The organism is Streptomyces sp. RLB3-17 (assembly GCF_007113425.2).
Classification (GTDB): Bacteria; Actinomycetota; Actinomycetes; order Streptomycetales; family Streptomycetaceae; genus Streptomyces; species Streptomyces mirabilis_D.
The window spans coordinates 6593959-6605594 of sequence record NZ_CP041610.2; the positions used below are offsets into that span (position 1 = coordinate 6593959).

At 71.3% G+C, this 11636-nt stretch carries 11 protein-coding genes; 8 read left to right on the forward strand and 3 right to left on the reverse strand.

The features are described 5' to 3' along the window. Positions 1-9 precede the first annotated feature (9 nt). From FNV62_RS29905 to FNV62_RS29915, 3 genes are all read right to left on the reverse strand, one after another. Positions 10-669 carry a response regulator transcription factor gene (locus FNV62_RS29905; protein WP_054232179.1) on the reverse strand — a complete coding sequence of 220 codons (660 nt, stop codon included), beginning with the start codon at positions 667-669 and terminating at the stop codon, positions 10-12. 500 nt (positions 670-1169) lie between these two features. Then, entirely contained in the window at positions 1170-2525 is a 1356-nt protein-coding gene (locus tag FNV62_RS29910; RefSeq protein WP_143602568.1) for a sensor histidine kinase, read from the reverse strand. 274 nt (positions 2526-2799) lie between these two features. Continuing rightward, the gene (locus tag FNV62_RS29915; protein ID WP_143627721.1) at positions 2800-4083 is read right to left on the reverse strand and encodes a sensor histidine kinase; all 1284 of its coding nucleotides are present in this window, start codon (positions 4081-4083) and stop codon (positions 2800-2802) included. A gap of 382 nt (positions 4084-4465) precedes the next feature. Between FNV62_RS29915 and FNV62_RS29920 the strand changes: the two genes are divergently transcribed. From FNV62_RS29920 to FNV62_RS29955, 8 genes are read left to right on the forward strand one after another with little or no spacing between them, the layout of a single operon-like run. Further along, on the forward strand, positions 4466-4879 hold the full coding sequence (locus FNV62_RS29920) for an NADH-quinone oxidoreductase subunit A (protein WP_060901524.1): 414 nt from the start codon (positions 4466-4468) through the stop codon (positions 4877-4879). Beyond that, positions 4870-5538, forward strand: coding sequence for an NADH-quinone oxidoreductase subunit B (locus FNV62_RS29925; protein ID WP_082416315.1), 669 nt, complete (start codon positions 4870-4872; stop codon positions 5536-5538). Before FNV62_RS29920 ends, FNV62_RS29925 begins: the two co-directional genes overlap by 10 nt. Then, positions 5535-6875: an NADH-quinone oxidoreductase subunit C gene (locus tag FNV62_RS29930; RefSeq protein WP_143627723.1), complete on the forward strand. Its 1341-nt coding sequence runs from the start codon at positions 5535-5537 to the stop codon at positions 6873-6875. The genes FNV62_RS29925 and FNV62_RS29930 overlap by 4 nt, the downstream gene beginning before the upstream one ends. Continuing rightward, on the forward strand, positions 6872-7840 hold the full coding sequence (locus FNV62_RS29935) for a complex I subunit 1/NuoH family protein (protein ID WP_060901522.1): 969 nt from the start codon (positions 6872-6874) through the stop codon (positions 7838-7840). The genes FNV62_RS29930 and FNV62_RS29935 overlap by 4 nt, the downstream gene beginning before the upstream one ends. Before the next feature lie 2 nt (positions 7841-7842). Continuing rightward, entirely contained in the window at positions 7843-8595 is a 753-nt protein-coding gene (locus tag FNV62_RS29940) for a NuoI/complex I 23 kDa subunit family protein (RefSeq protein WP_143602571.1), read from the forward strand. Next, positions 8592-9245, forward strand: a complete 654-nt coding sequence (locus FNV62_RS29945; protein WP_060901521.1) for an NADH-quinone oxidoreductase subunit J — start codon at positions 8592-8594, stop codon at positions 9243-9245. The genes FNV62_RS29940 and FNV62_RS29945 overlap by 4 nt, the downstream gene beginning before the upstream one ends. Further along, positions 9245-9643: an NADH-quinone oxidoreductase subunit NuoK gene (gene nuoK / locus FNV62_RS29950; RefSeq protein ID WP_054228323.1), complete on the forward strand. Its 399-nt coding sequence runs from the start codon at positions 9245-9247 to the stop codon at positions 9641-9643. The genes FNV62_RS29945 and nuoK overlap by 1 nt, the downstream gene beginning before the upstream one ends. Continuing rightward, positions 9640-11631, forward strand: coding sequence for an NADH-quinone oxidoreductase subunit L (locus FNV62_RS29955; RefSeq protein ID WP_143627725.1), 1992 nt, complete (start codon positions 9640-9642; stop codon positions 11629-11631). The genes nuoK and FNV62_RS29955 overlap by 4 nt, the downstream gene beginning before the upstream one ends. Positions 11632-11636 lie beyond the last annotated feature (5 nt).

The following is an 11636-nucleotide window of genomic DNA, read 5'->3' on the forward strand; positions in this document are numbered from 1 at the left end:
GTCAGTCCCTCAGGAGTTCAGATAGGTGAGGACCGCGAGAACACGCCGATGATCGCCGTCGCTCGGGGAAAGCCCGAGTTTCAGGAAGATATTGCTGACGTGTTTCTCGACCGCTCCGTCACTCACCACGAGCTGCCGCGCGATCGCCGAGTTGGTGCGTCCCTCGGCCATAAGTCCTAGGACCTCCCGCTCCCGCGGGGTGAGCCCGGCCAGTACGTCCTGCTTACGACTGCGGCCGAGCAGCTGCGCGACCACCTCCGGGTCCAGAGCGGTACCCCCCTGGGCCACCCGCACCACCGCGTCCACGAACTCGCGCACCTCCGCGACGCGGTCCTTGAGCAGGTAGCCGACGCCACGGCTCGAACCGGCCAGCAGTTCGGTGGCGTAGCGCTCCTCCACGTACTGCGACAGCACCAGCACCCCCACCCCCGGGTGCTGCTTGCGCAGCTGCACGGCCGCCTTCACGCCCTCGTCGGTGTGCGTCGGTGGCATCCGTACGTCGGCGACCACGACGTCCGGCAGCGAGTCCTGGGCCGCCAGGTCGGTGATCGTCTTGATCAGCGCGTCGCCGTCTCCGACACCGGCCACGACGTCGTGCCCGCGGTCGGTCAACAACCGGGTCAGGCCCTCCCTGAGCAGCACTGAATCCTCGGCGATGACCACCCGCACCCTGTCCTCCACGATTCTCGGCCCCCCACACCATTCCCCGACCCACGTCGGCCGCGTCCCCGCCCATACATCAGCCCACAGCATCCCAGCATTCGGACCCACCCGCCCCCGAGCAAGGGGAATCAAGGGAAATCAGGGGGAGGGGGAAGGAGAGGGAAGGGGGAATGCGGGGGGCGCACTTTTGGCTCCGGGGTGGGGATTAGGGGGCGGGGATTTCGGGCTGACGGTGGGGAGCGGGGACAGGGGCGGGGGCGGAGCCCCGTGGGGGTGAGGGGTGGCGCTTGTGGTGGGGTGCGGGGCAGCTGCCCCGCGGGGGTCAGGGGCAGCGCCCGTGATGGGGCGCACGGGCCGCACCCGTGATGGGGCGCAGGGGCAGCGCCCGTGATGGGGCGCAGGGGCGGAGCCCCGCCGGGGGGTCGGGGGCGGAGCCCCCGGGGATGGGACGGGTAGGGGCGGCGGGGGCGAGAAACACCCCGCCCCTCACCCCCGCTCACTCCCGCTCACCCCCGCCAGGGCAACTCCGCAGTGATCCGACTGGGCCCACCCACAGGAGAGTCCACCACCAGAACCCCGTCCACCGCATCGAGCCGCTCCGCCAGCCCCGCCAACCCGGACCCGCGGGAAACATCGGCCCCACCCACACCATCGTCGACAACCTGAAGCATCAACCGGTTCTCGACCCGCCACACATCGACCGTGGCCCGCGTCGCCCGCGCATGCTTGCTGATGTTCTGCAGCAGCTCGGAGACGGTGAAGTACGCGATCCCCTCGATCGCAGGCGCCGGCCGAGCGGGAAGATCCACATCCACCTGCACCGGCACGGTGCACCGCGAGGCCACGGAAGACAGCGCCGCATCCAGCCCACGATCGGTCAGCACGGCCGGATGAATCCCCCGCGCCAGATCCCGCAGCTCCTGCAACGCCGTCTTCACCTCACCGTGCGCCTCGTCCACCATCCGCGCCGCGGCCTGCGGATCCTCGGTGAGCTTCTCCTTGGCAAGCCCGAGCCCCATCGCGAGGTTGACGAGCCGGGCCTGCGCCCCGTCGTGCAGATCCCGCTCGATGCGCCGCAGGTCCGCCGCGGCCGTGTCGACCACGACCCCCCGGTCCGACTCCAGCTCGACCACCCGGCTCGCCAGCCGCGACGGCCCGAGCAGCCCCGCCACCATCACCCGGTCCACCATGGTCAGCGCCCGCACGATCCACGGCGTGGCCATCGTGATCAGCAGCCCCAGCAGCGCGGTGACCGTGATCTCGAAGGGGTTGTCCAGGTAGATGCGGTGCATGCCGTCGCCGTAGAGCTGGAGGCCGCCCTGTCCGCCGTACACCGGGAAGAGCCAGAACCACAGCGGATACGTCAGCATCGCCCAGCCGTACGCCCAGAAGTTCAGCGCCACCACGAACGAGAACACCGACCACGGGAACTGCACCACCGAGTACAGCAGATGCCGCCACGCCGAACCGCTCTTCAGGATCGCCCCCATCCACGCCAGCGCCCCCTGCTTGCGCACCCGCAGGGGCTCCGGCGCGGCCACGTCGATCCCGAGCAACCCGCGCGCCCGCGCCCGCTCCAGCGCGCCGAACCCGCGGACGCCGGCGAGGGCCGCGGCGAGCACTGGGATCCCCAGGAAGGTGATCAGCAGACCCATGCCGAGCGAGAACATCGTGACGGCGAACGTGAACATGAGGATGCCGACCGGCAGGCTCGACATCACGTAACCGAACTCGCGCCAGCTGCGCGCCTCGATCGGCGCCCGCAGCGGTGTCGGGAGGCGGTGCCGCCGCTCCTCGGCACCCGCCTCGTGGAATCCGGGCCCGTTCGGGTACCCGTACCCCTGTCCGTACTCCGTCGCCATCGGTCTCGTCCGTTCTGCTCGTCCTGCTTGTCGGTTCGTACCCCCACCCTGCTGTTCTCGGCCCTTGCCGACCATGGAGCGGGTCGGCGTCTTGGGACGGGGGTTTTCCCTACCTCGAAGCCGGACGGAAGCCGCATGCCGACGGCCCCGTCAAGGCGGACCCGTCAAGGTGGACGCACCAAGGTGGACGCGCCAAGGCCGACCCGTCGAGGCGGACCCGCGCAGGTCACCCCATAGGCCGGCCCCGTCAGCCCCGTCAGCCCCGTCAGCCCCGTCAGCCCTGCCCGTCCCCCCGGTCCCGCCAAGGCAGCTCCGCCGTGATGGTGGTCGGGCCGCCGGGCGGTGAGTCGATGACGAACAGCCCGTCCACCGCGCCCAGCCGGTCCGCGAGCCCCGCCATCCCCGTACCGCCGTCGAGGGCGGCCCCACCGCGCCCGTCGTCCTGGACCTGTATGAGCAGCCGCTCGTCCGTCCGCCACACGTCGACGGACGCGGAGCGCGCGCCGCTGTGCTTGCTGACGTTCTGCAACAGCTCGGACACGGTGAAGTAGGCGATGCCCTCGATGGCGGCGGCCGGTCTCGTCGGGAGGTCGGCCGTCACCTTCACCGGCACGGTGCAGCGCGAGGCGATCGACGACAGCGCCGCGTCGAGGCCCCGGTCGGTGAGGACCGCGGGATGGATGCCGCGGGCCAGATCGCGCAGCTCCTGAAGGGCCAGCTTCACCTCGCCGTGCGCCTCGTCGACCATGGCCGCGACGGTCTCGTCGGCCTGCCCCTCGAGGATCTTCTCCTTGGCGAGCCCGAGCCCCATCGCGAGGTTGACGAGCCGGGCCTGCGCCCCGTCGTGGAGGTCGCGTTCGATGCGCCGCAGGTCCGCCGCGGCCGTGTCGACCACGACCCCCCGGTCCGACTCCAGCTCGGCGATGCGCCGCTCCAACTCGTCCGAGGGCGACAGCAGCCCACGCACCATGGCCCGGTCCACGTTCGTCAGCCCCCGCGCGAGGAACGGCAGCACCGGCCACAGCAGGAACAACGACATCAGCGTGACCGTGAACGTGACGATGCCCCACGGCAGCCGGATGAAGTCGTACAGCACGGTCCGCCAGGCCACCGGGTCCCGCAGGCTCGACCACAACCAGGGGAAGAAGCCCGTCCCGCGCACCGGCATCGGGCTCGGCTCGTCGATCCGCACGCCGAGCAGCTTGCGTGCCCGCGCCCGCTCCAACCGGCCCAGCAGCCGGGTGCCCCGCAGCCCGCCCGCGAGCAGCGGCAGCCCGATCGCCGTCACGGCCAGCCCCGCGCCCGTGGAGACGAGCGTCACGACGTACACGAAGCCGAAGATCGAGACCGGCAGATTGGCGAGGAGGTGCGCGATCTCCTTCCACGTCTGCCGGCCGAGCGCGAAGCGTGGGGGAGGCAGCCGGTCGCTGTCGGCCGACTCGTCCGGTACATCTTGTGCATCTGGTACATCCGGTACACCCCGTATGTCCGGGGCTTGCGGCGTGTCCGACGGGCCGAGGGGGCCGAGGGGGCCGACAGGGGTGATGCGTTCGGTCATATTCGCTAGCCTGCCCGGCGGCGGGCCGTCGCGCCATGAGGTCGACCGCCACGATCCACTGGGGAAAACCCCACCCCTTGAGATGAAAGCAAAGGCCGCCGCGCGGTGTACCTGGATGTGCTCGCGAGGTGAAATGGGAAGTGACCGCGAGATGCGGACGGGAACCCGGTGACACGTGAGCCGGGCGAGTGCGCGAACCCGGCGACGGGCGAGACGGACGAGTCCCTGACATGTCCCCGATAGTCAATGCGTGACGGGCTGCTTACCGTCTCTTTAGCAGGCCCTAGACTCCCGTCCGTACAGATCGTCGAACGGGGCGCATCACAGCGTGCGCGACGGGGCGCGCGCCGGGCGCAACGAGGTCAGGGAGTGAGGGGCTGACGTGCCGGAACCGACCGTTGTCTCGGCAACCGGGGCCGTCGTCGCGGCGGGCTACTTCCAGTCGTACTCGGTCGTCGGACTGCTCGTCGTCGTCGGCGTGCTCTTCGTCGCCGTCGCCTTCGGGGCGGGCCGTCTGCTGCGGCCGGTGGTCCCGACCCCCGAGAAACTCCTGACATACGAGTGCGGCGTCGACCCCGTCGGCGAGGGCTGGGCCCACACCCAGGTCCGCTACTACGTCTACGCCTTCCTCTACGTCATCTTCGCCGTCGACTCGATCTTCCTCTTCCCCTGGGCGACCGTCTTCGCCGCGCCCGGCTACGGCGCGGCCACCCTCGTGGAGATGTTCATCTTCCTCGGCTTCCTGGCCGTGGGCCTGCTGTACGCATACAAGAAGGGCGTCCTGACATGGACGTGACCCCCTCGGACGTGACCCCCTCGACGCCCTCCGAGCCGGCGCCGCTGCCCGAGCCGGTGCTGCCCGAACCGGTGGTGCTTTCCGAGCCGGTGCTGCTTCCCGAGCCGAAGCGGCTCGGCGTGCTCTCCCGGCTGGCCCCGGAGCCGATGAAGGTGGTCCTGAACTGGGGCCGCCGCTACTCGCTCTGGGTCTTCAACTTCGGCCTCGCCTGCTGCGCGATCGAGTTCATCGCCGCGTCGATGGCCCGCCACGACTTCATCCGGCTCGGCGTGATCCCGTTCGCGCCGGGTCCGCGCCAGGCCGACCTGATGGTCGTCTCCGGCACGGTCACGGACAAGATGGCCCCGGCCGTCAAGCGCCTCTACGAGCAGATGCCCGAGCCGAAGTACGTCATCTCCTTCGGCGCGTGCTCCAACTGCGGCGGCCCGTACTGGGACTCCTACTCCGTCACCAAGGGCGTCGACCAGATCATCCCGGTGGACGTCTACGTCCCCGGGTGCCCGCCCCGCCCCGAAGCGCTGCTGCAGGGCATCCTCAAGCTCCAGGAGAAGATCGCCCGGGAGTCGCTGGGGGAGCGCTACAGCTCCTCGCCGCGTCCGTCGGCCGCCGCCCTGCAGAGCGACCTGGTGCGTCCGCCCGCCGTGGGGGAGGACCGATGACCGTCGGCTGGCTCCCCGCCCCCGTCGAGGAACTCTTCGGCCCGGAGGCCACGGCCGAGGAGTCGTACGAGGTCCTGACGGTCGACGTACCGCCGACCGCCTGGCTCCCCGCCCTGGAGACCGCGCGCGACTCACTGGGCTGCACCTACTTCGACTGGCTGAGCGCCGTCGACGAACCCGGCACGGGCTTCCGCGTCGCCGCGCACGTGGTGGCCCTGTCTCCCGTACGCCGCCTCCTCGTCCGTACGACCGTCCCGCACTCGGCACCCGTCCTGGCCACGGCGGTCTCCGTGTACGCCGGCGCCGGCTGGCACGAGCGCGAGACCCACGAGATGTTCGGCGTCATCTTCGAGGGCCACCCGGGCCTCGACCCCCTTCTTCTCCCGGAGGGCTTCGAAGGCCACCCCCTCCGCAAGGACTTCGTCCTCGCCGCCCGCGTCGCCAAGGCCTGGCCCGGGGCGAAGGAGCCGGGGGAGTCCGATCACGGTGGCCCCAAGCGCCGCCAGATGCTTCCGCCCGGCGTACCCGACCCCAACGAATGGGGTCCCCTGAAGGGCCAGCTCCCCCCGGCCCCCGCCCGCCCGGCGCGCGGAGCGGCCCGAGCCGCCGGCGACCGCCCGGTGCGGCGGGCCCGCACGGCGGGCGAGGGCTCGGCAAGCCAGACCACCACCACTGGTGACACAGGAACCGGTCCCGCCGCCGGTGCCACCGCTGCTGCCGCCGCCGGTGCGCAGGCCCCGACGCCCCCTCGTCGGGCGCGCAGCGCCGGCCAGGGCTCGGCCAGCCAGCAGACCGAGGCCCCGGCCGCCGACGAACAGGCGCCTTCGACAGCCGCCCCCGCGGTCCCGGGGTCCGCCGAGCCGACGCCTCCCGCCGGCCCGCGCCGTACGCGCAGTGCGAGCCAGGGCTCGGCGACACAAAGGACACAGGCCACCGAGCAGCCGCCCGCTGCCGCGGCGCCGCGCAGCTCCGACGCCCCTTGGCACCACGCCCGCCCCGCGTTCGACGAGCCGCAGCAGGAGTCGGAGCAGGAGCAGACGCCGCAGCAGGAGCAGACGCCGAAGCAGGAGCCGAAGCAGGAGCCGAAGCCGGAGTCCAGGTCGGAGTCGGAGCCGGGGGCCACCCCGGAGCCCGCGGCTGCCCCAAGTCCGGCCCCCGAGGCCACCTCGAGACCCCCGGCATCCCCTGATTCGGACTCCGATTCAGGCTCTGATTCGGGCTCTGACTCGGGCTCCGGCTCGCACCCCGACTCCACCCCCACCCCCGAAGACCCTGCTCCCGAAGATCCCGCTCCCGAAGACCCCACCCCCAGAAACCCAGCCGGAGGCACGCAGTGAACGACGCTCTCGACGTCGCCCTACGCCTCCTCGTCGTCTTCGTCGTGTTCCTGACGTTCCCCCTGATCGTCGGCCAGACCGAGCACAAGGTGATGGCCCACATGCAGGGCCGCCTCGGCCCGATGTACGCCGGCGGCTTCCACGGCTGGGCCCAACTCGTCGCGGACGGCGTGAAGTTCGCGCAGAAGGAAGACATCGTCCCCGCGGGTGCGGACCGCCGTATCTTCCAGCTCGCCCCCGCCGTCGCCCTTCTCCCGTACCTTCTCGTCCTCCTCGCCATCCCGATCGGCCCGGGTGAGGGCGCCGTCGGCCAGGTCGTCGACGCGGGGATCTTCTTCGTTCTCGCCGTGATGGGCGTGGGCGTCCTCGGCTCGCTCATGGCGGGCTGGGCCTCCGCCAACAAGTTCTCCCTTCTCGGCGGCCTGCGCACCGCCGCGCAGCTCCTCGCCTACGAACTCCCGATGCTGTTGACCGCCGCCTCCGTCGCGATGGCGGCCGGCACGGTCTCCCTGCCCGGCATCGTCGCCGCCTTCGAGTGGTGGTGGGTGCCCTGGCAGATCGTCGGCGCGGTCGTCTTCTTCGTGGCGGGCCTCGCCGAACTCCAGCGCCCGCCCTTCGACATGCCCGTCGCCGACTCGGAGATCATCTTCGGCGCGTACACCGAGTACACCGGTCTGCGCTTCGCGCTCTTCCTCCTCGCCGAGTACGCCGGAATCGTCGTCCTGTGCGGTCTGACCACCGTCCTCTTCCTGGGCGGCTGGCACGGTCCGTGGGGTGCCGACGGCCTCGGCTGGGTCTGGACCCTTCTGAAGGCGGCCCTCCTCGCCTTCGTCGTGATCTGGCTGCGCGTCACCTACCCCCGCCTGCGCGAGGACCAGCTCCAGAAACTCTCCTGGACCCTCCTCGTCCCCCTCTCTCTCGCCCAGATCGCCCTCACCGGCATCGTCAAGGTGGTGATCTCGTAACCATGGCCGAGCCTCTCCCGCCCACCCGCTCCCGCATTCCTGGCTCCGGACTCGCCAAGGGCCTGGCCGTCACCCTCCGCACGATGACGAAGAAGACCGTCACCGCGCAGTACCCGGACGTCCAGCCCGAACTCCCGCCCCGCTCCCGCGGCGTCATCGGCCTGTTCGAGGAGAACTGCACGGTCTGCATGCTGTGCGCCCGCGAGTGCCCGGACTGGTGCATCTACATCGACTCCCACAAGGAGACGGTCCCGCCGACCGCCCCCGGTGGCCGCGAGCGCAGCCGCAACGTCCTCGACCGCTTCGCCATCGACTTCTCCCTGTGCATGTACTGCGGTATCTGCATCGAGGTCTGTCCTTTCGACGCGCTGTTCTGGTCACCGGAGTTCGAGTACGCGGAGACCGACATCCACGAACTCACCCACGAGCGCGACAAGCTCCGCGAGTGGATGTGGACGGTTCCGGCCCCGCCCGCTCTCGACCCCGGCGCCGAGGAACCGAAGGAACTGGCCGCCGCCCGCAAAACCGCCGACAAACTCGCCGCCGAGGCAGCCACGGCAGCCGAGGCAGCCGAACTCGCGGCGCGGACAGCCGAACAGGCAGCCCAGCCCGAACCCCCGGCCGGCGGCACGACCACGACCACAGGCCCGGCCACGGACGAGACGACAGGCACGACCGCAGGCACGACCACGGACGCGACCACAGGCACGCCCGAGCCCTCCAAGCCCTCCGACCCGCAGGACGGTGCGTCGTGAGCCTCGCAGCAGCCACGGCCGCCGCGGCGCGGGCCACGACCACCACCGCCGAGAGCCACGGCTTCCTCTCCCCGACGGGCGTCGAGATCGCCTTCCTCCTCGTCGGACTGGTCACCTTCGGCGCCGCGATCGTCACCGTCACCACCAAGCAGCTGGTGCACGCCGCCCTGTGGCTGGTGATGACGCTCGGCGGCCTCGCCGTCGAGTACCTCCTGCTCACGGCCGAGTTCATCGCCTGGGTGCAGGTCCTCATCTACGTCGGTTCCGTCGTCGTCCTCCTTCTGTTCGGTCTGATGCTCACCAAGGCGCCGATCGGCCGCTCCCCGGACGCCGACTCGGGCAACCGCTGGGCCGCCCTCACCGTGGCCGTCGCCGCGGCCGCCGCCCTCGTCTGGGTGGTCGTGGACGCCTTCCGCACCACCTGGGTCGACCTGAAGGGCCCCGCCGCCGGTTCCACCGAGGTCACCGGAGCGAGCCTCTTCCAGAACTGGGTCCTCCCCTTCGAGGCCCTCTCCGTCCTCCTCCTCGCCGCCCTGGTCGGCGCGATCGTCCTCTCCCGCAAGGCGAAGGCTGACGCCACCACCACGGCGGACGCTGCCACCCCCGCGGGTGCCCAGAGCCGCCGGAGCGAGAAGGAAGGGACCCGCTGATGCACCTCGCCTATCCCGCCGTGCTCTCCGCCCTCCTCTTCTGCACGGGCCTGTACGGAGTCCTCGCGCGCCGCAACGCGATCCTGGTCCTGATGTCCGTCGAGCTCATGCTCAACGCCGTCAACCTGAACCTCGTCGCCTTCGACGTCTGGCTCTCCAGGACCGCCCGCGACACGCTCCACTCCGGCCAGGCCCTGACCCTGTTCACCATCGCCATCGCGGCCGCCGAGATCGGCATCGGCCTGGCGATCGTCCTCGCCGTCTACCGGGGCCGCGGTACCTCGGACATCGACAAGCTCCGCGACACCGCCGAGGGCCCCGCCCCGGACGGCTCCCACGGCGACGGCACCGAAGAAGCCCCCGTCACGGGAGACGAGAAGGCTGAGGCCACCGCGTGACCACGACCACCCTCGCCGTCCTCGTCCCCCTCCTTCCGTTCCTGGGCGCAGCGGCCGGACTCCTCCTCGGCCGCACGGCCCCCGGTTACGTCCGCCCCCTCGCGGTACTCCCGTCCCTCACCTCGCTCGTCCTCGCCGTACTGGTCGCCGTGCGCCAGGGCGGCGGCCAGGCCATCAACGCGGCCACCGAACTGACGCCCACCGGCTCGGTCCCGATCGAACTCGCCCTGCACATCGACGGCTTCGCCGCCCTCGTCGCCGTACTCGTCGGCGTCGTCGCCTCCTGCGTGCAGATCTACTCGACGGGATACCTGCGCGACGACCCGCGCTACCCCTCGTACGCCGCTCTCATCTCCCTCTTCACCTCCGCGATGCTGCTCGTCGTCTACTCCGGCGACCTGATCGTGCTCCTGGTCGGCTGGGAGGTCATGGGCATCTGCTCGTACTTCCTGGTCGGCCACTACTGGGAGACCCCCGAGGCCCGCGCCGCCTCGATCAAGGCCTTCCTGGTCACCAAACTCGGCGACGTCCCCTTCCTCATCGGTCTGTTCGCCCTCGCCACCGACGCCGGGTCCTTCCGCATCACCACGGTCCTCGGCACCGTCGCGAGCGGCGGACTGCACCATCCGACGCTGATCGCCCTGCTGCTGCTCGCCGGCGTGGCGGGCAAGTCGGCGCTGTTCCCGCTGCACACCTGGCTGCCCGACGCGATGGCGGGCCCGACACCCGTCTCCGCCCTGATCCACGCGGCGACGATGGTCGCCGCCGGTATCTACTTCGTCGCCCGGCTCCTCCCCGTCTTCCAGGCCTCCTCGGCCGCGATGGTGGTCCTCGCCGTCATGGCCGCCGTCACGATGGCGGGCTCGGCACTCGCCGCACTCGCCCAGGACGACATCAAGCGGGTCCTCGCGTACTCGACGATCGGCCAGCTCGGCTACATGGCAGGCGCCCTCGCCGTCGGCGACCGCGGTGCCGCCGTCTTCCACCTCCTGTCCCACGGCGCCTTCAAGGCGCTGCTGTTCCTCGCCGCCGGCGTGATCATCCACGCCTCCGGCACCAACTCGCTGGCCGTCATGTCCCGCATGACGGGCCTGCGATCCCGCGTCCCCGACGCCTACTGGACGATGACCGTGGCGCTGCTCGCGCTCGCCGCGATCCCGCCGTTCAGCGGCTTCTTCTCCAAGGAGGCCGTCCTCGGCGCGGCCGAGCGCGTCGCCACCGGCCACACCGAGCACGCCCCCGGCTCCGCGGGCTGGATCGTCCTCGTCGCCGGTCTGGTCACCGCCGTACTCACCGCCGCGTACGCGACTCGGCTGTGGCTGCTGGCCTTCCACGGCCGGGGCGTCAAGGCTCCCGACCACGGCAAGGAGCCGCGCAGCATGACCGTCGTGCTGTGGGTGCTCGCCGTCCCTTCCCTCGCTTTCGGGCTCGCGTACGGCCGACTGCCCGACTGGTTCGACGGCCGCGACCTGACACCGGTCCTCACCACCTCCGTCCTCGGCACGGGGCTCGCCCTGGTGGGCGGGATCGTCACCTACGGCGCCTGGCGGCACACCACCGCGCTGGCTCCCCGCGTGCCGATGGGTGCGGTCGTGGCCCATCCCGATGCCGAACCCGCGCGGGTCGAGGCGGAGGCGATCGCCAGTCACGCGCCCATGTTCGGAGACGTGGCCTACGCCCCGGACCCGGCGGATCCCGGACGGCTGCTGCTCGGCCCGCTGCACCGGCACGCGGCCGTCGGATTCCACCTCGACGCCGTGTACCACGTGCTGTTCGTCCGCCCCGTCCAGGCCGGAGCCGCACTCGTCCGGTTCCTCGACCGTGAGGTCGTCGACACCTACGTACGCGGTGCCGCCGCCCTACCCCGCCTGCTCGGCGCCGCCGTACGGCGCGCGCAGACCGGCAATGTGCAGACCTATGTGAGCGCGCTGCTCGCCGGCACCGTCGTCCTGGTGGTCGCCGCCCTCCTCGTCGCCACGGGAGCGTGAGCAGG

Coding starts and splice junctions, on each gene's coding strand:
- FNV62_RS29915 (WP_143627721.1), bottom strand. CDS start 4,083: ATGACCGAACGCATCACCCCTGTCGGCCCCCTCGGCCCCCTCGGCCCG.
- FNV62_RS29930 (WP_143627723.1), top strand. CDS start 5,535: ATGACCGTCGGCTGGCTCCCCGCCCCCGTCGAGGAACTCTTCGGCCCG.
- nuoK (WP_054228323.1), top strand. CDS start 9,245: ATGCACCTCGCCTATCCCGCCGTGCTCTCCGCCCTCCTCTTCTGCACG.
- FNV62_RS29910 (WP_143602568.1), bottom strand. CDS start 2,525: ATGGCGACGGAGTACGGACAGGGGTACGGGTACCCGAACGGGCCCGGA.
- FNV62_RS29925 (WP_082416315.1), top strand. CDS start 4,870: ATGGACGTGACCCCCTCGGACGTGACCCCCTCGACGCCCTCCGAGCCG.
- FNV62_RS29940 (WP_143602571.1), top strand. CDS start 7,843: ATGGCCGAGCCTCTCCCGCCCACCCGCTCCCGCATTCCTGGCTCCGGA.